The 22641-nt window shown below is 68.8% G+C and carries 16 protein-coding genes and 1 pseudogene; 3 read left to right on the top strand and 14 right to left on the bottom strand.

Annotation, left to right across the window (positions count from 1 at the left end; genetic code table 11):
• The 12 genes and pseudogenes from AC13HU_RS06610 to acnA form a co-directional block, all read right to left on the bottom strand.
• On the bottom strand, positions 1-1281 hold a 1281-nt coding region (locus tag AC13HU_RS06610; protein ID WP_483040801.1), incomplete at its 3' end, for a peptidoglycan-binding protein.
• Positions 1282-1523: 242 nt separating this feature from the next.
• Positions 1524-2393: a DsbA family protein gene (locus tag AC13HU_RS06605; protein WP_483040800.1), complete on the bottom strand. Its 870-nt coding sequence runs from the start codon at positions 2391-2393 to the stop codon at positions 1524-1526.
• A 140-nt stretch (positions 2394-2533) separates the two neighbouring features.
• Positions 2534-3994, bottom strand: a complete 1461-nt coding sequence (locus AC13HU_RS06600) for an amino acid permease (RefSeq protein WP_483040802.1) — start codon at positions 3992-3994, stop codon at positions 2534-2536.
• Positions 3995-4321: 327 nt separating this feature from the next.
• Positions 4322-6268, bottom strand: a complete 1947-nt coding sequence (gene dxs / locus AC13HU_RS06595) for a 1-deoxy-D-xylulose-5-phosphate synthase (protein ID WP_483040799.1) — start codon at positions 6266-6268, stop codon at positions 4322-4324.
• A 277-nt stretch (positions 6269-6545) separates the two neighbouring features.
• A complete protein-coding gene (locus AC13HU_RS06590; protein WP_483040798.1) occupies positions 6546-7847 on the bottom strand; it encodes a sugar ABC transporter permease in 1302 nt (433 codons plus the stop codon).
• Positions 7844-8631: pseudogene (locus tag AC13HU_RS06585) on the bottom strand (ATP-binding cassette domain-containing protein). The gene AC13HU_RS06590 and the pseudogene AC13HU_RS06585 overlap by 4 nt, the downstream one beginning before the upstream one ends.
• A gap of 216 nt (positions 8632-8847) precedes the next feature.
• Complete coding sequence (locus AC13HU_RS06580) at positions 8848-9933, bottom strand: sugar ABC transporter substrate-binding protein (protein WP_483040797.1); 1086 nt, start codon at positions 9931-9933, stop codon at positions 8848-8850.
• Positions 9934-10071: 138 nt separating this feature from the next.
• Positions 10072-11274, bottom strand: coding sequence for an ROK family transcriptional regulator (locus AC13HU_RS06575; protein ID WP_483040796.1), 1203 nt, complete (start codon positions 11272-11274; stop codon positions 10072-10074).
• A gap of 261 nt (positions 11275-11535) precedes the next feature.
• Positions 11536-12471 carry a carbohydrate ABC transporter permease gene (locus tag AC13HU_RS06570; protein WP_483040795.1) on the bottom strand — a complete coding sequence of 312 codons (936 nt, stop codon included), beginning with the start codon at positions 12469-12471 and terminating at the stop codon, positions 11536-11538.
• Between the two features lie 10 nt (positions 12472-12481).
• Entirely contained in the window at positions 12482-13411 is a 930-nt protein-coding gene (locus AC13HU_RS06565; RefSeq protein WP_483040794.1) for a carbohydrate ABC transporter permease, read from the bottom strand.
• 42 nt (positions 13412-13453) lie between these two features.
• Positions 13454-14878, bottom strand: a complete 1425-nt coding sequence (gene ngcE, locus AC13HU_RS06560) for an N-acetylglucosamine/diacetylchitobiose ABC transporter substrate-binding protein (protein ID WP_483040793.1) — start codon at positions 14876-14878, stop codon at positions 13454-13456.
• Between the two features lie 488 nt (positions 14879-15366).
• Entirely contained in the window at positions 15367-18081 is a 2715-nt protein-coding gene (gene acnA / locus AC13HU_RS06555) for an aconitate hydratase AcnA (protein WP_483040792.1), read from the bottom strand.
• Positions 18082-18485: 404 nt separating this feature from the next.
• Between acnA and AC13HU_RS06550 the strand changes: the two genes are divergently transcribed.
• Positions 18486-20015 carry a UDP-N-acetylglucosamine 1-carboxyvinyltransferase gene (locus tag AC13HU_RS06550; RefSeq protein WP_483040791.1) on the top strand — a complete coding sequence of 510 codons (1530 nt, stop codon included), beginning with the start codon at positions 18486-18488 and terminating at the stop codon, positions 20013-20015.
• 158 nt (positions 20016-20173) lie between these two features.
• Here AC13HU_RS06550 and AC13HU_RS06545 read toward each other — a convergent pair whose 3' ends face one another.
• Complete coding sequence (locus AC13HU_RS06545) at positions 20174-20554, bottom strand: hypothetical protein (RefSeq protein WP_483040790.1); 381 nt, start codon at positions 20552-20554, stop codon at positions 20174-20176.
• Between the two features lie 180 nt (positions 20555-20734).
• Positions 20735-21139, bottom strand: coding sequence for an ATP-binding protein (locus AC13HU_RS06540; protein ID WP_483040789.1), 405 nt, complete (start codon positions 21137-21139; stop codon positions 20735-20737).
• A gap of 369 nt (positions 21140-21508) precedes the next feature.
• Between AC13HU_RS06540 and AC13HU_RS06535 the strand changes: the two genes are divergently transcribed.
• Positions 21509-22375, top strand: coding sequence for a helix-turn-helix domain-containing protein (locus AC13HU_RS06535; RefSeq protein ID WP_483040788.1), 867 nt, complete (start codon positions 21509-21511; stop codon positions 22373-22375).
• Positions 22372-22623, top strand: a complete 252-nt coding sequence (locus AC13HU_RS06530; protein ID WP_483040787.1) for a DUF397 domain-containing protein — start codon at positions 22372-22374, stop codon at positions 22621-22623. Before AC13HU_RS06535 ends, AC13HU_RS06530 begins: the two co-directional genes overlap by 4 nt.
• The last annotated feature ends 18 nt before the right edge of the window (positions 22624-22641 follow it).

Below are 22641 nucleotides of genomic sequence, written 5' to 3'. Positions count from 1 at the left end.
GTAGTAGGCGCCGAAGCCCTTGGCGACCAGGCGGGTGCCCAGGGCCAGCACGTCGGCGCTGCTGCGGCCGGGGCGGAAGGCGCCCTGGCCCGGGTAGGGCGGCGGCACAGCCGCGGCGGAGGCGGGCACACGGCTCCCGGCATCGCTCGTGGTGGCCGCGGCGGCCACGGTGGTCGTCGCGGCCGCGGCGGCCACGGTGGTCGTGGCGGTCGTCGTAGCCGGCGCGGTCGCCGCTGTGCCCACCGCCGTCGTGACCTTCGTGCCGCTCGTCGCCGCCGTACCGCTCGCGGCCTTCTTCGCGGTCGTGCCGCCGATGTCCTTGCCGCGGTGGTCGGTCAGGTACTTCCAAGTGGCGGGGCCGGGCAGGCCGTCGGCGTCCGCGCCGGTCCAGCCCTGGGCGCGCTGGAAGGCCGCGGTGGCCCGGGCGTCGGCCTGCCCCCACTTCGACCCGGGGCCCACCCGGTAGTAGCCGCGACCGCCGCGGCCGACGAGCATCGTGCCCAGCCGGGTGACCGCCGCGTTGCTCGCCCCGGGCCCGAACGCCCCGCGGCCGGGGAAGGCGGCGCCGGCTCCCGCGGGTTCGCTCTTGCCGGCCGCCGGTGAGCCCGAGGCCGCGGTGCCGGTGCCGGTGCCGGCCAGGTACTTGTCCCGGTACGGCACGTACTTCGCGGAGTTCGACCAGTACGCGTACGGGATGCTCTGCACCCGGGTGCCGGGCATCGTCTGCTCGTACCCGGAGTACTCGGTGTGGGCGTCGTCGACCCAGCCGCCGAAGAGCACGACGTGCGAGCCGGCGACCGGATCCGCCGCGTTGTCGAAGAGCAGGACGTCGCCGGGCCGGAGTTGGGCCTTGGTGATCCGCACCGCGTACGTGGCGAGGTCGCCGGTCCACGCGTTGGTGTGCAGGCCCCAGGCCATCGACACGAAGCCCGAGCAGTCCTGCCGGTAGCCGTCCTTCCAGTACGACGTCATGCTGTACGGCACCTTCGCGGACACCCAGGTCTCGGCCCGCTCCAGGATCTGGGCGCGGGTGAGCGTCATGGGCGCCACGGCTGCGATGCTCGTGGCGGCGCTGGTGGCGGCGGCCGCGACGGGTGCCGCGCAGACGGTGGCGCCGCCCAGCGCGGTGCCGACAGCGGCGGCCGCGACGACCGCCCGCGCCGCGCCACCCACGGGGGCTGCGGTGTCACGGGCCGCCGAAGCGGCCAGTCTGCGGCGCGCGCAGTCCTCGCAGCCGCAGTTCGGCAGGGGCTCGACATCTTCGAAGACCGGTATGGACACGCGCACCACTCCTCCGCAATCAGGCGCCATATACCTTCATTACCCGTTTTCGCCTGAAAGTTGGCAAAGCAGGCACGCCATTTGACCGAAGGTGTGAAGCGGAGTGATCACGGGGAGCCGCCCATCGGGGCGGAACACGCGCGGAAACGACACGAGCCGCCGGGCGTTGGCGCCGGGCGGCTCGTATCGGGCGGTGCGCGGGTGCGGGCGGCGCCTGTGCCGGCGCGGCGCCCGACGGGGTGTCAGCTCAGCGTCGGCGAGGCACTCGGGGTGGCCTGCACGGCGATCACGCGCTTGGCCTCCTTGTTCACCAAGGAGCGCAGCTTGTCCGGGGTGAGCGAAGTACGCACGCCCTTGACCTGCTCGCCGTTGACCTCCAGCGCGGGCGCATCGCCCAGACCGGAGTGGGCGAAGTCCGCCTGGGACTTGATCACCCAACCCTTGTGGTCGCCCTGCTCGATGCACGGCTCGAAGTTGGCCATCTTGATCTTCTTGGCCTTGTGGGCAAGGGTCTTGATCAGCTTCTCGTTGCTGAGGCCGTTGCTGTGCGGGTCGGGCTGGTGCTGCCAGACCTCCTGCACGAACTGCGTGAAACGGCCCTGGTCCTGCGCGCACGCGGCCGCGTTGGCGGCGTACTGCGAGCTCTTGCCGCCGTAGGTCCCGTCCGAGGAAGTGACGAGCTGGTAGTGGAGCTGGACCTGGCCGGTCGTCAGCATCTGGCGCAGGACGTCTTCGTACTCCTCGGAGAACGCCTTGGAGTCGGGGCTGCGCAGGTCCTCGTAGATGGTGATGGTGACCGGGATGGCCGGGCGCACCGCCACCTGGAGGTTGGGGCCGCTGCCGGCACTGGGGCTGGGGCTCGCGGTGCTGCTCAGGCTCACCGGGCCGGTCGGCACCACCACGGGGCCGACCGCGCCGCTCGGCGCCGACACCTTGTCGTCCTTGGAGGCGCGCACATGCGCGCCGATCAGCGCGGAGCCGCCGAAGACGACGACCACCGCCATGATGCCGACCGCATAGGGCCGCACCTTGGCGAGCGGACCCTTCCGCTTCTTCTTCTTCGCCGGCGCCGCCGCACCGCCGCTCTTGTCGGGTCCCTTGGACTCCGTCATGACTACGCCACCTCGATCGTCCCGCACTGCTCTCGCGCATTTCTACCACCGGTCCGGCCCACCCCGGAAAACGGGTGGCCCGGCGGTCGGCGGCCCCGGCTGCCGGGGCGTTCGGCGGGCGGCGGTGCGGGCCGCGGCGGTCAACCGCGCCCGGCGAGCCTGCTGTGGCTGCGGCCGTAGCCGAAGTAGATCGCGAAGCCCACCAGCATCCAGCCGGCGAACCTCAGCCAGGTCTCCACGCTGAGGTTGATCATCAGCCACAGCGACGCGCACACCGACAGGATGGGCAGCACCGGCACCCACGGGGCCCGGAAGGCGCGCGGCAGGTCGGGCCGGGTGCGCCGCAGCACGATCACGCCGATGGCGACGACGACGAACGCGAAGAGCGTGCCGATGTTCACCATCTCCTCCAGCTCCCCGACGGTGAAGAGCCCGGCGATCAGCGCGACGATCACGCCGAGCAGCACCGTGGTGCGGTAGGGGGTGCCGAAGCGCGGGTGGATCCGGGAGAAGGCGCGCGGCAGCAGGCCGTCCCGGCTCATGGCGAAGAACACCCGGGTCTGGCCGAGCAGCAGGATCATCACCACCGAGGTCAGACCGACCGCGGCGCCGAAGCTGATCAGGCCGGACCAGAAGGGCGCGCCGACCGCCTTGAACGCGTTGGCCAGCGGGGCGCTGGTGTCGAGCTGCGAGTACTTCTGCATGCCGGTGACCACCAGGGACACCGCGACGTAGAGCACGGTGCACACCACCAGCGAGCCGAAGATGCCGCGCGGCATGTCCCGCTGCGGATTACGCGTCTCCTCGGCGGCGGTGGCCACGATGTCGAAGCCGATGAAGGCGAAGAAGACCACCGCGGCGCCGGAGAAGATCCCCATCACGCCGAAGGACGACGGTGTGAAGCCGAACATGACCTGCACCAGCGGCGCGTGCAGGTCGGAGCCGCCGCCGGTGTTCGCCTTGGACGGCGGCAGGAACGGCGAGTAGTTGCTGCCGGTGATGTAGAAGAGTCCGGCGAAGATCACCAGCAGCACCACGGTGACCTTGACCGCGACCACCAGGCCGGTGATCCGCGCCGACAGTTTCATGCCGGCCATCACGATGCCGGTGAGCGCCAGCACCAGGCCCGCGGCGAGGATGTCGAAACCGTAGTGGCCGCTGGTGTGGCTGAGCTGCTGCGGCACGGTGATGCCGACGTTCGAGAGCAGGCTCCGCACGTATCCGGACCAGCCGCCGGCCACCACGCCCGCGCCGAGCGCCAACTCCAGGATCAGGTCCCAGCCGATGATCCAGGCCGGCAGCTCCCCGATGGAGGCGTAGCTGAAGGTGTACGCGGACCCGGCCACCGGCACGGTGGAGGCGAACTCGGCGTAGCACAGGGCGGCGAGGCCGCAGACGACGGCGGAGGCGATGAAGGCCAGTGCGATGGCCGGGCCGGCGTACTCCTTGGCGACCGCGCCGGTCACCACGAAGATGCCGGTGCCGACGATGACCCCGACGCCGTAGACGATCAGGTCGAGCGCCGACAGTTCCTTGCGTAGTCCGTGCTCGGGGTCCTCGGTGTCCGCGATGGACTCCTCGATCGTCTTGGCGCGGAACATCCCCTGCCGTAACGTCGTCGCCTCACGCGTGCCGGAGTCCACGAGCGCACCTCCATCAGATCGCTGCGCCACCCCGGTCGGTCGCGAGGCGGTGCTGGTTACTCCACTCCGGTGGATCACCCGACCCGTATAGGCGCGCCTACGTGTACCTCCATGGTGCAGGGGGTCCACCCCTGCGGGTGAACCCCCTGCTGTGCGCGGTGCGCCCGCGCGAGGGCTCGTGTACGGGCCGGGCCCGTGTGGCACCGGCCCGGGCCGGCCTGGGGACCGGTGTGCGGGCCGTTTCCGGGCCCGTCCCGGCCGGTCGCCGAGCCCCCGGCCGTCAGGTCAGTCCTGGCTGACCTCGTCGGCCGCGTCGACCGTGCCCGCGTCGTCCGCCTCGTCGGCGAACCGCCCGTCGATGGTGGCGACCACCCCGGTGACCTGGCGGGCGATGTCCGGCGCGGTGAGCCCGATGGCGGCCAGTACGTCCTTGCGGGAGCCGTGCGCCAGGAACTGCGGCGGGATGCCGAAGTCGCGCAGCGGCACGTCCACTTCGGCGTCGCGCAGCGCCTGGGCGACGGCGGAGCCGACGCCGCCGACCCGGCCGTTGTCCTCGACGGTGACGACCACGCGGTGCCGGGCGGCCAGCGCCGGCAGTTCGGGGTCGACCGGCTTGACCCAGCGCGGGTCGACCACGGTGGAGGTGATGCCCTGCGCGTCCAGCAGCGTCGCGATCTCCAGGCACATCGGGGCGAGCGCGCCGACCGAGACCAGCAGCACATCGGGGCGCTCGGTCCCCTCGGCGGGGGCGCGCAGCAGGTCCATACCGCCGATCCGGCCGACCGCGGCGACCGCGGGGCCGACCGCGCCCTTGGAGTAGCGCACCACGGTCGGCGCGTCGTCCACCTCGACCGCCTCGCGCAGCTGCGCGCGGACCTGGTCGGCGTCGCGCGGCGCGGCGATCCGCAGGCCGGGCACGACCTGGAGGATGGACATGTCCCACATGCCGTTGTGGGAGGCGCCGTCGCTGCCGGTGACGCCGGCCCGGTCCAGGACGAAGGTGACGCCGCACTTGTGCAGCGCGACGTCCATCAGCACCTGGTCGAAGGCGCGGTTGAGGAAGGTGGCGTACACCGCGAAGACCGGGTGCAGGCCGCCGGTGGCCAGGCCCGCCGCGGAGGTCGCGGCGTGCTGCTCGGCGATGCCGACGTCGTAGACCCGCTCGGGGAACGCCTTGGCGAACTTCGTCAGGCCCACCGGGTGCAGCATGGCCGCGGTGATGGCGACGATGTCCGCGCGCTCCTTGCCGAGCTCCAGCATCTCGTCGCCGAAGACCGAGGTCCAGTCCGCGCCGCCGGCCGCGATCGGCAGCCCGGTGTCGGGGTGGATAGGGCCGATGCCGTGGAAGCGGTCGGTCTCGTCGCGCTCGGCGGGGGTGTAGCCGCGGCCCTTCTCGGTGATGCAGTGCACGATGACCGGGCCGCGGAAGCGCTTGGCGCGCTGCAGCGCGGACTCCACCGCGTCGATGTCGTGGCCGTCGATCGGGCCGAGGTACTTCAGCCCCAGGTCCTCGAACATGCCCTGCGGGGTGACGAAGTCCTTCAGGCCCTTCTTCGCGCCGTGCAGCGTCTCGTAGAGCGGCCTGCCGATCAGCGGGGTGCGCTCCAGCACCTCCTTGGTGCGGGCGAGGAACTGCTCGTACCCGTCGGTGGTGCGCAGCGTGGCGAGGTGGTTGGCGAGCCCGCCGATGGTCGGCGAGTAGGACCACTCGTTGTCGTTGACCACGATGACCAGCGGGCGGTGCTTGGCGGCGGCGATGTTGTTGAGCGCCTCCCAGGCCATGCCGCCGGTGAGCGCGCCGTCGCCGATCACGGCGACCACCTGGTCGTCGCGGCCGAGCAGTTCGTTCGCCTTCGCGAGGCCGTCGGCCCAGCCGAGCACGGTGGAGGCGTGGCTGTTCTCGATCACGTCGTGCTCGGACTCGGCGCGCGAGGGGTAGCCGGACAGGCCGCCGGTGCTCTTGAGCTTCGCGAAGTTCTGACGACCGGTGAGCAGCTTGTGTACGTAAGCCTGGTGGCCGGTGTCGAAGAGGACGCGGTCGGCGGGCGAGTGGAAGACCCGGTGCAGCGCGATGGTCAGCTCGACCACGCCGAGGTTCGGGCCCAGGTGGCCGCCGGTCTTGGAGACCGCGTCGACGAGGAAGTCCCTGATCTCCTCGGCGAGTTCCACCAGTTGCTGCGGGCTGAGCCGGTCGAGGTCGCGGGGTCCGTTGATACGGGTCAGCAGTGCCACCCGTGCCTCCTCTTCCTAGCGCGCACTTGTCCGTCGCGGCGGGCCGATCTGGCCATTCAGCGAGTCTAATGTTCCGGATACCGGAGCGTCCGCCGACCCGTGCGAGATATGTCACCGGCTGTGCTCCGGCCGGTACCCGCGCCAGGCACGGGCGTACGGCCGTACGGGCGGGGTACTGCCGTACGACGAAGGCGCCGGGTGCGCCCGGATGGTGTCCGGGCGTACCCGGCGCGGGGTGCCTCGTGGTGGTGCGGCCGCGCTCCAGGCCGTGTTCTGGCTAGGCGCGACCGGACGTCCGCTGTGTCCTGCGGGACACCGAGTCGATGACCACCGCGGCGAGCAGCACGCCGCCGGTGATCATGTACTGGATCGAGACGTCCATGTTGAGCAGGTCGAGGCCGGTCTGGATGGACTGGATGACCAGACCACCGATGAGGGCCGACCAGACGCTGCCGCGGCCGCCGAAGAGGCTGGTGCCGCCGATGACCGCGGCCGCGATGGCCAGCATCAGCAGGTTGCCGCTGCCGGCCTGGGTGTTGGCCGTCTGTATCTGGCCGGCGAGGAACAGGCCGCCCAGCGCCGCGAAGCCGCCGGCGATGGAGAAGACCGCGATCCGGATCGCGGGCACGCTGATACCGGCGCGGCTCGACGCCTCGATGCTGCCGCCGACCGCGAAGACCTTGCGGCCGAAGGTGGTGCGGCGCACCACGAAGTCGCAGATCACCAGGACGACCAGGAAGAGCACCAGGGCGTTCGGCACACCGCTGGAGTTGTTCAGGACGATCGCGAGGGCGTACGACACGATCGCCAGGAGCACGGTGCGCAGCGCGATCTCGCTGGTGGGCCGGAAGGGCACGCCGGCCTTGCGGCGGCGGGCCTGGTCGACCAGCGAGCCGAGCAGCATCGCCGCGACACCGACGGTGGCCAGGATGTAGGCGCCGGCGATGCTGGAGTTCATGAAGAAGGACGTCTGGTCCACGATGTGGATCGGGCCCTTGTCGGCGATCGAGATGCTGCCGGTCTTGCGCAGCAGCCACAGCATCAGGCCGTTCCAGCCGAGGAAGCCGGCCAGGGTGACCACGAAGGCCGGCACGCCGAGTTTGGCCAGGAAGAAGCCGTGTATCGCGCCGATGACGACGCCGATGGCGATCACCAGCAGCATCGCCAGCCACATGTTCATGCCGTGCGTGGTGGTGAAGACCGCGAAGATCGCCGCAGCCAGACCGCTGACCGAGGCGACCGACAGGTCGATCTCACCGAGCAGCAGCACGAAGACCAGGCCGATGGAGAGCATGCCGGCGCCGGCCAGGTAGTAGCCGATGTTGCTGATGTTGTCCGCGCTCAGGAACCGGCTGTTCGAGAGCTGGAAGACGACGAAGATGATGATCAGCGCCGCGATGACGGGCATCGAGCCCAGCTCGCCGCCCTTGACCCGGCGCTTGAACTCGGTGATGTAGCCGCGGAAGCCCTGCTCGCGTACGAGCAGCCGCGGGTCGATCGCCGCCACGGCGGGCGGCGGCACCTCGTCGGCGGCCACGCCGCCCTTCGAGGTGTCGACGGTGGTCTTGTCGCTGCTCACTTGGCCGCCTCCGCGTTGCGCGTCTTCCGACGGGTCACGGCGTTGTCCGTGGCACCGGTGATCGCGGCGATGATCTGTTCGTTCGTCGTGCCCTCGACCGGGAACGAGCCGTTGTTCCGGCCGAGCCGGAGCACGTGCACGGTGTCCGCCACGGCGGTCACGTCGGCCATGTTGTGGCTGATCAGAATGACGCCGAGGCCGCGCTCGCGCAGCCGCTCGACCAGGTCGAGTACCTGGGCGGTCTGTTCCACACCGAGGGCGGCGGTCGGTTCGTCGAGGATGACGACCTTCGGCTCGCCGATCAGGGCGCGGGCGATCGCCACGACCTGCCGCTGGCCACCGGAGAGGCTCGCGATCGGGATACGGACGCTGGGGATGCGGATCGACAGGGTGTTCAGCAGCTCGCGGGAGCGCTTCTCCATCGTGACCTCGTCGATGCTGCCGAAGCGCAGCAGTTCACGACCGAGGAAGAGGTTGCCGACAACGTCGAGGTTGTCGCACAGCGCGAGGTCCTGGTAGACGGTGGCGATACCGAGTTGCTGGGCGTCGTGGGGGCGGTTGACGCTGACCCCCTGGCCCTCCCACTCGATGACGCCCTCGTCGATGGGGTGGACCCCGGCGATCGTCTTGACCAAAGTGGATTTGCCGGCGCCGTTGTCGCCCACCAGGGCGACCACTCTCCGGCATGGACCTCCAACTCGACATCGGTGAGGGCCTGAACCGCACCGAATCGCTTGGAGACTCCGCGCAACGCCAGCACGGGCGTAGCGGACACGTGAACCATCTCCTTCGCCGCCTGACCGGCGGGGATGCCGCGCGCTGGAACTTCAGCCGCGGTGTGTGTGCCGTGAAGCACACGATGACAACGTTAACGGGGAAGAGGTGACACCTTCGTCCCCGCGGACATACTTCGCGAGTGTTTCCGTCCGGCACCCCGCCCCGGCAGCGGGGTGGTTGGTATGGGGCGGGGCGCCGGACAGGCTCACGGGAGGCGGGGCCGTCAGCCGACGGTGATGCCGGCGGCCTTGCACGCCGCGACGAACTCCGCCGAGCACAGGTCGGAGGTCTTGTACAGACCGTCCTTGACCACGGTGTCGTTGATGTTCGCCTTGGTCACCGAGGTGGCCGTGATCAGGTGGGCCGGAACGGTCTGACCCGAACCGCTCTTGGCGGTGGTGTCGGTGATCGACTTCCAGTCCTTGCCCAGGATCATGTCGACCGCGATCTCGGCCGTCGCGTCCGCCTCGGGCTTGTACGGCTTGTAGATGGTCGAGGTCTGAGTGCCCACCAAGATGCGCTGCAGGCCCGTCAGTTCGGCGTCCTGACCGGTCAACGGCGGGTTGATGTGCGCGCCCTTGAGCGCGGTGGCGATACCGCCGGCCATCGTGTCGTTGGCCGAGTAGACGCCCGCGATGTTCTTTCCGCCCAGCGAAGTGATCGCCGCGGTCATCTTCTTGTTGGCCTCGGTGTCCTTCCACAGGCCGGTCTGCTCGTAGGCGATGTTGACCTTGCCGTCGAGGGCCTGGTGGGCGCCTGCCTTGAACATGGCGGCGTTCGGGTCGGCCGGGTCACCGTCGATCATGACGATCTTCGAGGTCGGCTTGGCGTTGGCGCCCATGGCGGTCAGCAGCGCCTGGCCCTGCAGCTCGCCGATCTTCTCGTTGTCGTACGAGACATACGCGGAGACCGGGCCCTGGGCGAGGCGGTCGTACGCGATGACCTTGATGCCCTTCTTGACCGCCTGCTCGACCGAGGACTTGATCGCCACCGAGTCCTGCGGGTCGAGGATGAGCACCTTGACACCCTTGGTGATCATGGTGTTGACCTGCTGGGCCTGCTTCGACGGGTCGCCCGCGGCGTCGTCGTAGCTGACCTTGCAGTCCGAGCACAGCTCTGCGATCTTCTTCTCCATCAGGGGCTTGTCGAACGAGCCGTACCGCGCGGTGACGGTGTCCGGCAGGAGAATGCCGATCGACTTGTCGTTGCCACCCTTGCTGCTGCCGCCCGCCTTGCCGCACGCGGCCATGGTGAGCGCCATCGACACAGCTGCCGTGCCGATGACAATCCGACGCGTCATTGCGTTCATCTGTGGTTGCCTCCCTGACAGGGCCGCAACACTGCGGCCGAGGTGGTCGTGAGTCAACTCCGGCTGACACGTGTCGTCAAGAAGTAAACACTTAACGAGATGGCAACGGCGCGGTTCGTTAGCTGTGTGAACACTCCGTTATGCCGAAAAGGCGGGTGTATCAACAGGTGTGTTCCCGTCGAGAAGCGTGGAATCGCCCATTTCACTCAGAACCAGGGCAAGCGCCCCCAGAACCTCGGCCCGCGCGCCGAGCGCACCCGGCATCACCGACAGCCGCTGAGCCGCGCTGGGAATGGCATATCGCGATACGGACTCGCGGATCGGGCCGAGCACCAACTCCCCCGCCTCGGCCAGGTCCCCGCCCAGCACGACCCTGCTGGGATTGAGGAGATTGCAGAGACTGGCCACACCCATTCCTATGTGCCGCCCGACGTCGCCGATCACCCGGCGGCATCCCGGGTCCCCCTCGCGCCCCAGTTGCACCATTTTGGGAATGGTGAGGTTGTCCCCGTGACTGCCGCGCAGCAATTCGAGCACATAGCGCGCCGCGGTGAAAGTCTCCAGGCAGCCGCGGTTGCCGCAGCGGCAGACCGGACCGGACTCGTCGAGGGTGATGTGGCCGATCTCCCCCGCGGTGCCGCCGGGACCGCGGTAGATCCGGCCGTCCACCACCAGGCCGGCGCCGACCCCGCTGGCCACCTTGATGTACGCCAGGTCCTTGACCCCGCGGCCGCTGCCCCACACCAACTCGCCCAGCGCGCCGAGGTTGGCGTCGTTGTCCACCTGGACCGGGACGCCGAGCCGGTCGGTCAGCTCCTGCCGCGGGTTGATGCCGCTCCAGCCGGGCAGAATCGCGGTGGAGCCGAGCGTGCCGGTCTCCATGTCGATCGGTCCGGGCACGCCGAGGCCCACCCCGAGCACCTTGTCCCGGCTGATCCCGGTGGACTCCACCAGCCGCGCCACCAACTGCTCGGCCCGGTCGAAGCCCTGGGACGCCGAGGCGTCCACGTCGATCGGCTCGGACTGCTCGGCGAGCACCTGGTGGGCGAGGTTGCCGACCGCGACCCGCAGGTGGGAGTGGCCGAAGTCGACGCCGACCACGATGCCCGCGTCCCCGGACAGCGCCACGCTGCGCGCCCGCCGACCGCCCGAGGAGGTCGGCGTGACCTGCACCGTCCCGTTGTCCCGCAACTCGCGCACGATGTTGGACACCGTGGCCGCCGACAGACCGGTCGTACGCGCGATCTCCGCCTGGGTGAGCGAACCGGCGAGCCGGACGGCCCGCACCACGCGCTCCAGGTTGGCCCGGTGCAGCGATGACTGCGATCCCGGTGTCTCCACGACATCCACTCCTGCCCGGCAGCCGGAGCGGTTCCGGCTGCCCGCACGGGACGAGGCCCGGTACCGGCGTCAGAGCTGCCACACCAGTGAGACCCCGTCGTCTACAACATGTGAACTCTAAGTTGAGTGTTCGGGGTGATGTCCCGTCAAGGGGGAGAACCACACCGTTACGCGAACCGCCCCGGACGCCGACCAGCGGCTCCGCGTGCTCGCGGAGCCGCTGGGGACAGCGTAAGGGGTGTACCGAGCCAGGTGGAGGGCTTATTTCACCGCACCCGCGGTCAGGCCCGCCTGCACCTGGCGCTGGAAGATGATGTAGATCGCCAGCACCGGCAGCATCGCGATCGACAGGCCCGCGAACAGGCCGGACCAGTCGCCCTGGTAGCCCTGTTGCACGGACAGGTCGGCCAGACCCTGCGTGAGTACCCACTTGTCGGTGTTGCCCTGGTTGAGCACCAGGGGCAGCAGATACTGGTTCCACTGCCCGAGCACGTTGAAGATCCCGATGCTGATGATGCCCGGCTTGGCCATCGGCACCATGATCTGGAAGAACGTGCGGGTGTGGCTCGCCCCGTCGACCATCGCCGCCTCCGCCACCGAGGTCGGCAGCGTTCTGAAGAACGACGTCATGAAGAAGACGGTGAACGGCAGCGAGTAGGCGATGTAGACCAGGATCAGGCCGGGCAGCGTGTTGAGGATGCCCAGGTTCTTCGTCACGAAGAACAGCGGCACCAGCACCATCACGACCGGGAAGGCCATGCCCCCGACGAACAGGAAGTAGATGAAGCGGTTGCCGAAGAACTCGAATCGGGCGAGCACATAGGCGGCCATCGAGCCGAACAACATGGTGCCGAAGGTCGAGAAACCGACCACGATCACCGTGTTGATGAAGTACTGGCTCATATGCGCCTTGGTCCAGGCGCGCGACCAGCTGCCTGCGTGCGGGTGCAGCGGCAGCGACCAGGGGTGCGAAAGGATATCGCCCGAGGTCTTGAACGAACTCCACAGTGCCCACAGCAGCGGCACCGCCACCATCAGCGCCCACACCACGAGGAAGCCGTGGCTGAAGACGTTCAGCACCACGCCCTCGCCGCGCCAGCGGTGCTTGGCCGCCGCGTCGGGCGCGGGCTTGCGGACCGTCTGCTTCGGGTTCTTGTCCGCCGGCCCGGGCGCATCTTCGAAAGTCTCAGTCGTCATCGCGGCACCCCTAGAACTCGATACGCTCGCGGCGCGACAGCCGCAGCGTCAGTACGGCGAACAGCAGCGTCACGATCAGCATCGCGACGCCCATCGCGGCCGCCATGCCGTACTGGCTGTTGTCGCGGAATGCCGTCTTGTACAGCAGCAGCGGCACCACGTCGGTGGTCTCGCTCGGCCCGCCGTTGTTGACCGACATCAGCTGCACGAAGGCGAAGCCGTCCATGGCGATGATGCCCATGTAGACCCAGCCGGTGGCCACCGTGTCACGCAGCAGCGGCAGCGTGACCCGGAAGAAGGTGACATAGCGGTTGGCACCGTCCAGCAGTGCCGCCTCGTAGATCTCGCCGGGGATCGAGGCCATGCCGGCGGAGAAGAGCACCACGTAGAAGCCGACGTTCGCCCAGACCATCACCGCCATGATGCAGGCGAGCGCGATGTTCGGGTCACCCAGCCAGGACTGCTGGAGCGAGGTGAGGCCCACGTCGCCCAGCAGCGAGTTGAGCAGGCCGTTGTCCGGGTCGGGGTTGTAGATCTGCTCCCACAGCACCGCGATCACCGTGACCGACAGCACCTGCGGGAAGAAGTAGACGATCTTGTAGAAACCCGCGCCCCGAACGCCGGCGACCGACGGGCTGCCTTTGCGCCGCCGACCGCCGACGTTGAGCATGAAGGCAAAGAAGAGTCCCAGCGTCAGCGTCACGATCGGCACGATCAGCAGCATCAGGACGTTGTGCCACAGTGCCTTCCAGAAGAGGTTGTTGTGGATGATCTTCTGGTAGTTGTCCAGCCCGATGTAGTGCTTCTCGGGGGTCAGCCCGCTCCAGTCCGTCAACGAGATCTGGAAGTCCTGGACGAAGGGCGAGATCACAAGGACCGCGTACAACGCCACAGGAATTGCCAGAAACCCGATGATGAACCGGTACTTGCCGTGTCGCATAGTGCCGGTCGCTCTCGTCTCAGCCGTCAGGGAATGTTCGGGTCACACGTGCTTGAACTTGGGCACGGACGAGTCGGCCTTGGTCGCGTCCGCGGCCTTCTGTGCGCCTTCGATCCACTTCTTGGCATCGATCTTGCCGGTCAGAAGCTGGAGCGTCAGGTTGCCCAGGGTCTCCTGGTTGAGCTTGACGTACCAGTCCTGGAGCCGCGAGTTGAGCACGTTCGGGCCCGCGGCCGTCAGTGCCTTGGACGCGGACGCCAGACCCGGGGTCAGGGTCAGGCCCTCCGAGGCGCCGCTGATGCAGGTCAGCGACTTCGTGGTGTTGGTGAAGTTGTCGGTTTCCTTCTTGCTGATCATGATGCGCAGCAGTTCCATGCCGCCGACCGGGTTCTTGCCGTTGGCGGCGACGATGTACGGCTCGCCGGCCGCGGCGTAGACGGTGCCGAACGGCAGCTTGTCGGACGAGCCGGAGCCGACCAGCGCGCCGACGGCCAGGTCGAAGTCCTTCGGCATGGTCGGGGCGGCCTCGTTCTCCACCCACGAGCCGTCCGCCACTATGGCGGCCTTGCCCTTGGTCCAGGCGGTCTGCATCTGGATGTGGGTCATGCCCTCGGAGCCGGGCATGAAGTACTTCTTCGCCGCGACTTCCTCGTAGTACCCGACGACCTGCTTGACGGCGTCCACCTGCCAGGCGCCGTCCTCCAGGTCGTCGATCGCGTTGAGGACGTCCTTGCCGCCGATCTTGCCGATCTGGGCGAGCAGGTCGAAGTGCACGTAGTACGGGTACTTGCCCGGGTAGGTGAAGAGGGAGATGCTCTCCTTCTTCGCCTTGGCACCCAGGGCCAGCGCCTGGTCGAAGGTCTGCGGGTACTCCCAGCCCTTGTCCTGGAAGAGCTTGTTGGAGTACCAGCCGCCGTAGACGGTGAACGCGTAGTTGAACGCGTACATCGCCTGGGTGCCGAACTGGCCCTGCTCGATGGTGCCGGCGATCAGGACGTCGCGGACCTTCTTGCTCGGGTCGTCGATGGTGGCGGCGTCCAGCAGCGGGGTGAGGTCCTGGAGCTTGTTCTCCTTGGCCAGGGCCGCGGTGTCGAGGTTGTCGGCACCGGAGTTGTCCATGATGTCCGGCGGGGTGTTGCTGGCGAAGCGCGGCTGGAGCTTCGGGCCCAGGCCCTGCGTGCCGGTGTGCTTGATCTTGATGCCGTACTCGGAGTTGTAGACCGTCTCCGCGGCCTTGACGTACCCGTCGCCGAAGCCGCCCTTGAAGATGAACGCCTCCAGCGGCGTTCCCTTCTTCACGCCGAGCGGGTTGTTCGCCGTCTTCGCGCCGGTGGGTTCCGCCTTCGGCTTGTCGCTGCCGCCTCCGCTGGAGGCGCAGGCCGACAGCAGCGAGGCGGACGGGACGGCCACCACGCCGATGGCGACAGCCCGCTTGATGGCATCGCGGCGGTTGATCTCGGAGCCCATGCTCAAGTCCTCAGCCTTCTTCCAGGACTCATGCGGTGCAGCGGAATCCGCCGACGACCGCGAACAGTTGAAGCGTGAGTGGTGCTGTGCATCCGGTGAGGCGAGGAACGATAGCTGACGGCCCGTGTTGGCCACCCCGTCAGCACCCCCCGCGCGCCCCCGCTCTCAGCGGGTTCCCGGACGCCGACAGGTATAGTCCACTTGAGTCGGACAGGGCAAGATCGAATGAGAGGTTGGCCACCAAGCTTTCCCGAGTTGAGACCTGTCCGAAACGTGGGACGTTCGCCCAGCCGGAAGCTCCGTCCTGCCTTGTATTCAGTTCCCAACGGCTCTCCCGGTGCGGTGCGTTCAAGTAGTGAACCGGGTGGAAGCGCCCACGGGCGGCCGACCTGCCGGGAAACACGGACGGGCCGCACCCCCGGGTGACAGGGGTGCGGCCCGTCCGGCCGACAGTGGTGCTACGGACGCGTTACGCCCGGGTCATCGGCTCACTTGCGCAGCAGCGACCGGAGGACGTACTGCATGATGCCGCCGTTGCGGTAGTAGTCGGCCTCTCCGGGGGTGTCGATCCGCACCACCGCGTCGAACTCGACGCCGGTGTCGGTGCTGACCTTCACCGTGCGCGGGGTGGTGCCGTCGTTGAGCGCGGTCACCCCGGCGAAGGAGAAGGTCTCCTCGCCGGTGAGGCCCAGGGTCTGCGCCGACTCGCCCTCCGGGTACTGCAGCGGCAGCACGCCCATACCGATCAGGTTGGAGCGGTGGATGCGCTCGTAGGACTCGGCGATGACGGCCTTCACGCCCAGCAGCGCGGTGCCCTTGGCGGCCCAGTCACGGGACGAGCCGGAGCCGTACTCCTTGCCGGCCAGCACCACCAGCGGGGTGCCCTGCTCGATGTAGTTGCGCGAGGCGTCGTAGATGAACGCGACCGGAGCGCCGTCCTGGGTGAAGTCGCGGGTGAAGCCGCCCTCCGTGCCCGGCGCGATCTGGTTGCGCAGCCGGATGTTGGCAAAGGTGCCACGAATCATGATCTCGTGGTTGCCGCGACGCGAGCCATAACTGTTGAAATCACGGCGCTGCACGCCGTGCTCGGTGAGGTACTGGCCAGCCGGGGTGTCGGCCTTGATGGCGCCGGCCGGCGAGATGTGGTCGGTGGTGACGGAGTCGCCGAGCTTGGCCAGCACCCGCGCGCCGGAGATGTCGGTGACCGGCTGCGGCTCGGTGCCCATACCCTCGAAGTACGGGGGCTTGCGCACGTAGGTGGACTGCGGGTCCCACTCGAAGGTGTTGCCGGTGGGGATCGGCAGCGCCTGCCACTGCGCGTCGCCGGCGAAGACGTCCTGGTAGGACTCGGTGAACATGTCCTGGCCGATCGCGGAGGCGACCACGTCGTTCACCTCGGCCTCGGTCGGCCAGATGTCCGCCAGGTACACCGGCTTGCCGTCGGTGTCGGTGCCCAGCACGTCCTTGGTGATGTCCACCTTCATCGAACCGGCGATGGCGTACGCGACGACCAGCGGCGGGGAGGCGAGGTAGTTCATCTTGACGTCGGGGTTGATCCGGCCCTCGAAGTTGCGGTTGCCGGAGAGCACCGCGGCCACCGCGAGGTCGGCCTCGTTGACCGCCTTGGAGACCTCCTCGGGCAGCGGGCCCGAGTTGCCGATGCAGGTGGTGCAGCCGTACCCGACCAGGTTGAAGCCGAGCTTGTCCAGGTACGGGGTGAGCTGCGCCTTGTCGAAGTAGTCGGTGACGACCTTCGAGCCCGGGGCGAGGGTGGTCTTCACCCACGGCTTGCGGGTCAGGCCCTTCTCGACCGCCTTCTTGGCCACCAGCGCGGCGGCCACCATCACGTACGGGTTGGAGGTGTTGGTGCACGAGGTGATCGCGGCGACGGTGACGGCGCCGTGGTCGATCTCGTACGTGTCGCCCTCGGGGGTGGTCACCACGGTGGGCTTGGTGGGCACGCCGTTGTGGGTGGCCGGGGAGTCGGAGGCCGGGAAGGACTCCTTGCCCGCCTCCTCGTCGTCGGTGACGTAGTTGCGCACGTCGCGGGCGAACTGCTGCGCGGAGTTCGCCAGCACGATGCGGTCCTGCGGGCGCTTGGGCCCGGCGATGGACGGCACCACCGTGGACAGGTCGAGCTCCAGCTTCTCGGAGTAGTCCGGCTCGGCGGCCGGGTCCAGCCACAGGCCCTGCACCTTGGCGTACGCCTCGACGAGCGCGACCTGCTGGGCCGAGCGGCCGGTGAGCTTGAGGTAGCTGATCGTCTCGGCGTCGATCGGGAAGATCGCCGCGGTGGAGCCGAACTCCGGCGACATGTTGCCGATGGTGGCGCGGTTGGCCAGCGACGTGGCGGCGACGCCCTCGCCGTAGAACTCGACGAACTTGCCCACCACGCCGTGCTTGCGCAGCATCTCGGTGATGGTCAGCACCAGGTCGGTGGCGGTGGTGCCGGCCGGCAGCTCGCCGGTGAGCTTGAAGCCGACCACCCGCGGGATCAGCATGGACACCGGCTGGCCGAGCATCGCGGCCTCGGCCTCGATGCCGCCGACGCCCCAGCCGAGCACGCCCAGGCCGTTGACCATGGTGGTGTGCGAGTCGGTGCCGACGAGGGTGTCGGGGTACGCCTGGCCGCCGCGGACCATGACGGTGCGCGCCAGGTGCTCGATGTTCACCTGGTGAACGATGCCGGTGCCGGGCGGCACCACCTTGAACTCGTCGAACGCGGTCTGGCCCCAGCGCAGGAACTGGTAGCGCTCCTTGTTCCGGCCGTACTCCAGCTCGACGTTCTGCGCGAAGGACTCCGGGGTGCCGAAGCGGTCGGCGATCACCGAGTGGTCGATGACCAGCTCGGCCGGGGCGAGCGGGTTGATCTTCGCCGGGTCGCCGCCCAGTTCCTTGACCGCCTCGCGCATGGTCGCGAGGTCCACCACGCACGGCACACCGGTGAAGTCCTGCATGATCACGCGGGCCGGCGTGAACTGGATCTCCTGGCTCGGCTGGGCCTGCGAGTCCCATCCGCCGATCGCCCGGATGTGGTCGGCGGTGATGTTCGCGCCGTCCTCGGTGCGCAGCAGGTTCTCCAGCAGCACCTTCAGGCTGTACGGCAGCCGGGCCGAACCCTCCACCTTGTCCAGCCGGAAGATCTCATATGATTCGTCGCCCACCTGCAAGCTGCTGCGGGCGTCGAAGCTGTTCGCCGACACGACAGTCTCCTTCATGCATGTTCTCGCGCGTACCACCGCATTGTTGGCGTCCTGACGGCACGCCTCGGCAGATATCTCGATGTCGAGATAACTCTAGTACACCACCTCGATTCGGCTACCCCCGGCCCGCCGGGTGATGCGCCACCCCCATCGAAGCCCGCCTCGGCTCCCCCGGCGACCCGGAGGTGGAACCGGATCCGGATGGGCGCCGTCTGTGCGGGTGAGGGGTACGCCGCACGGCCGCGCCCCGGATGGCAGGCAGCGCCTGCGGCGTTACGGTGAGGACAGGTCGTGCCACCGGGTGGATACGGGCGTGTACCAGCGTTGCAACGGATGTCCCCCGACTCGCCACGAACGGCCTAACCCGCGTAGCCCTATCTCATATGTGAGATAGCCTTACCGATATGACCGACGACTACCTGGCACGCATCGGCAGGCTCATCCGAGACGCCCGTCAACATCGCGGCTGGACACAGGCGCAACTCGCGGAAGCGCTCGGCACCAGCCAGAGCGCCGTCAACCGGATCGAGCGCGGCAACCAGAACATCAGCCTTGAGATGATCGCCAGAATCGGCGAGGCGCTGGACAGCGAGATCGTGTCGCTCGGTTACGCCGGCCCGATGCACCTCAGAGTGGTCGGGGGGCGCCGGCTGTCCGGTGCCATAGACGTCAAGACGAGTAAGAACGCATGCGTCGCGCTGCTGTGCGCCACGCTGCTGAACGCCGGCCGGACCACGCTGCGCCGGGTGGCGCGGATCGAGGAGGTCTACCGCATCCTGGAGGTGCTGGGCAGCATCGGCGTGCGCACCCGGTGGATCAACGACGGCAACGACCTGGAGATCGTGCCGCCGGCCGAGCTGGACCTGGCCTCGATGGACACCGACGCCGCCCGCCGCACCCGCAGCGTCATCATGTTCCTCGGCCCGCTGCTGCACCGCACCGACCGCTTCCGCATCCCGTACGCGGGCGGTTGCGACCTGGGCACCCGCACCGTGCAACCGCACATGAACGCGCTGCGCCACTTCGGCCTGGACATCACCGCGACCGACGGCACCTACCACGCCGAGGTGGACCGCGGCGTCACCCCGAAGCGGGCGATCGTGCTGACCGAGCGCGGCGACACCGTGACCGAGAACGCGCTGCTGGCCGCCGCCCGTTACGAGGGCGCGACCGTCATCCGCAACGCCAGCTCCAACTACATGGTCCAGGACCTGTGCTTCTTCCTGGAGGAGTTGGGCGTCCAGGTGGAGGGCATCGGCACCACCACGCTCACCGTGCACGGCGTCGCCGAGATCGACCGTGACGTGGACTACGCACCCTCCGAGGACCCGGTCGAGGCGATGAGCCTGCTGGCCGCGGCGGTCGTCACCGAGTCCGAACTGACCATCCGCCGGGTGCCGATCGAGTTCATGGAGATCGAGCTCGCGGTGCTGGAGGAGATGGGCCTGGATCACGAACTCACCCCCGAGTACCGCGCGGACAACGGCCGTACCCGGCTGGTGGACCTCACCGTCCGCCCCTCCAAGCTGAGTTCGCCGATCGACAAGATCCACCCGATGCCGTTCCCCGGGCTCAACATCGACAACGTGCCGTTCTTCGCGGCCATCGCCGCCACCGCCCAGGGCTCCACGCTGATCCACGACTGGGTCTACGACAACCGGGCGATCTACCTCACCGAACTGACCCGGCTGGGCGCCCAGGTCAAGCTGCTCGACCCGCACCGGGTGCTGGTCGAGGGCCCCACCCGCTGGCGCGCCGCCGAGATGATGTGCCCGCCCGCACTGCGCCCCGCCGTGGTGGTGCTGCTGGCGATGATGGCCGCCGAGGGCACGTCGGTGCTGCGCAACGTCTACGTCATCAACCGCGGGTACGAGGACCTGGCGGAGCGGCTGAACACGATCGGCGCGCAGATCGAGATCTTCCGCGACATCTGACGCCCTTCACAGGAAGCGCCGCCGCACTCCTCCCGACCCGCACTTCGGCGAGCCCGGGACGGGTGCGGCGGCGTCCGTGCCCGCACCACGATCCGCTCGCCCTCGTCGGCCACGTCCTCGACGACCGGCGGGGAAGGACCCGAGGTCGCGGAGCGGGATCACCGTTCCGCACGGCCCCCTGATGACAAGGGCGCCCAGGTGTAGCGGACGCGCACGCCCTGGTCGCGCAACCAGGCGGCCTCGCGGTGCCGGAGTTGGCGCGCGGAGTCCGGGGCGATGGTGCTGGGCCAGCGGACGAGTACCGCGGTCACGTGGCCCGTCTGTGCCAGCTGTCTCACGCGCAGCCACCCGCTGCGCCGGGCCGGGTCGGACTCACCGTACGTATCGGTGACGACCTCGGCGATCGTCAGTCCGCGCTCCTCGGCGAACGCGTGGCCTTCCGTCTGCGCGCGCTGCGTGGCTTCCCCGGGCACACACCGGGCGCGGTCGGCGCATACGTACAGCACGACGGGAGAGGCGGTTTCATCGTGGGGAGGCATGGGCGCCTTCTGCGGATGGATCGAGGAGGAGAAGGAGGGGTTCCGCCGGGCGAAGTTGGGACGCGGCGGGGCCGTGCGGTCGCGGCTGTCGGACGGAGCAACCGGTCCTGGCCACGCCCCCATCCGGGCTGTCGACGCCGGGATCGACACCGTGTTCGGCGTCGCCCGGTTGCCACGGCCTCAAGGGTGCGCCGTCAACTCTGCCCAGACGACCTTGCCTTCGGCCCGCGTGGAGCGTGCGGAGCCCCAGCTGTCCGCGAGTTGCCGAACGAGGAACAGCCCTCGCCCGCTCTCCTCGCCGGGGCCGGCACGGTGCTCGGGCGGGCGGACCGGAATGCTGCCCTGGTCGTGGAGTTCGATGCGCAGGCGCCGCTCGTCACCGGTCAGTGTGAGGCCGCACAGGAAGTGACCGCTGCCGGTGTGGAGCACGGCGTTCGTGGTCAGCTCGGAGACCAGCAGCACCGCGTCGGAACATGTGTCACCGGGCAGCTTCCAAGCACGGAGCCGGTCGCGCACGGTGTCACGGGCGGATCTCACGCTGATACGCAGAGCGGGCAGGCCGAACCAGTACTCCCGGCGTGGCACGGTCCCTACTAAGACGGGGCTCGAGGCCAGGGCTGAGGGCGTGGACGGAGTCACGGATGTCGCCTTCCAGCGCCTCCGGGGGCGGGGCGCGGTGAGGGGATGCGGGACTGCAACTCGAGCGGCGAGAGGCGTACGGCGAGGCAATCGCCCAGCTGCGGGGGCCGATGACGGCATCGACATCACGCGCACTCTCCGGACCGGATCTTGTGTCATTGCTGTGACTTGACCGCTCACTCGTCCACTATGCGCGTGATTGAGCTCACGCTGCAACCGACTCCCTGATAATTTCAGCAACTCTTGTATCACCCTGGCATCAACATCAAATCACTGTAAGAATGGCGGTGTTGACGATCTCCCGGGGGGTTGGGCGTGAGCGAGGCCCGTGCCAATGCCAGCGCGCCGACCGTCCTGCGGATGATCCTCGGCCGTCGGCTGCAGGACATGCGGCTCGGCGCCGGTGCGTCGCTGGAGGACGCGGCAAAGGCCCTGCGGGTGACCACCCTGACGATCCGCCGGCTGGAAAAGGCCGAGGTCGCGCTGAAGCCGCTCTACGCGGAGAAGCTCCTGGAGACCTTCGGCGCGGGCCGCCAGGAGATCGACGAGTTCGTCGACATGGCCGAGCAGGCCAACAAGCCCGGCTGGTGGCACCCCTATCGCGATGCCGTCCCCAGCTGGTTCACCGCCTACGTCAGCCTGGAGACCGGCGCCAAGACCCTCCGTACGTATGAACCCCAGTACGTCACCGGCCTTCTGCAGACCCCCGACTACGCGCGCGCCGTGCTGCGCGGCGGGTTGCCGAACGGCAGCGAGGAGGAGCTCGCACGCCGGGTGGAGCTGCGGCTGCGCCGCCAGAGCCTGCTGGAACGGGAGGACGCCCCCACGTTGTGGGTGGTCATGGAGGAAGCCGTCCTGCACCGGGTGGTGGGCGGCCCGGACGTGATGCGGGAACAACTCGAGCGACTCCTGGACGTCTTCGAACTCCCGCACGTCAGCCTCGACATCGTGCCCTTCACCGCGGGCGCGCAGGTCGGAGCGTGCGCTCCGTTCACCTACTTCCGGTTCGCGGAACCGGAACTACCCGACATCGTCTACAGCGAACTCCTGTCCGCCTCGGTCTACCTGGACCAGCGCGCGGACGTCGTCACCCATCTCGAGGCACATAACCGCATGGCGCTGCTGACTTCGTCCGAGGACAGCAAGGCCATCTTGAACCGCATGCGCAAGGAGTACTCATGACGATGACCGGCGAAGGCATCTACAACGGCATGCCGGCGCGCGATCTCGGGGAACAGGGCTGGGAGCGTCCCTGGAGCGGACCGAACGGCGGTCAGTGCGTCGAGACGAAGCAACTCGCCGACGGCCGGGTGGCCGTACGGCAGTCCACCGACCCGGCCGGCCCGGCGCTGATCTACACGCCCGAGGAGATCGCCGCGTTCGTCCGCGGGGTCAAGGAGGGCCTGGCCGACCACCTGGCCGCCGGGTGATCCGACGGCGGGCGGAAG

This window comes from Streptomyces sp. NH27 (assembly GCF_056859195.1).
The sequence above is the reverse complement of the archived record's forward strand: the minus strand, read 5'-3'. Positions and strand labels throughout refer to the sequence as shown.

Excerpts from the sequence above, each read along its gene's own strand:
- AC13HU_RS06570 (WP_483040795.1), bottom strand. The coding sequence starts at position 12,471 with ATGACGACTGAGACTTTCGAAGATGCGCCCGGGCCGGCGGACAAGAAC.
- AC13HU_RS06545 (WP_483040790.1), bottom strand. The coding sequence starts at position 20,554 with ATGCCTCCCCACGATGAAACCGCCTCTCCCGTCGTGCTGTACGTATGC.
- AC13HU_RS06600 (WP_483040802.1), bottom strand. The coding sequence starts at position 3,994 with ATGTTCCGCGCCAAGACGATCGAGGAGTCCATCGCGGACACCGAGGAC.
- AC13HU_RS06550 (WP_483040791.1), top strand. The coding sequence starts at position 18,486 with ATGACCGACGACTACCTGGCACGCATCGGCAGGCTCATCCGAGACGCC.
- AC13HU_RS06565 (WP_483040794.1), bottom strand. The coding sequence starts at position 13,411 with ATGCGACACGGCAAGTACCGGTTCATCATCGGGTTTCTGGCAATTCCT.
- AC13HU_RS06580 (WP_483040797.1), bottom strand. The coding sequence starts at position 9,933 with ATGAACGCAATGACGCGTCGGATTGTCATCGGCACGGCAGCTGTGTCG.
- AC13HU_RS06530 (WP_483040787.1), top strand. The coding sequence starts at position 22,372 with ATGACGATGACCGGCGAAGGCATCTACAACGGCATGCCGGCGCGCGAT.
- AC13HU_RS06605 (WP_483040800.1), bottom strand. The coding sequence starts at position 2,393 with ATGACGGAGTCCAAGGGACCCGACAAGAGCGGCGGTGCGGCGGCGCCG.
- ngcE (WP_483040793.1), bottom strand. The coding sequence starts at position 14,878 with ATGGGCTCCGAGATCAACCGCCGCGATGCCATCAAGCGGGCTGTCGCC.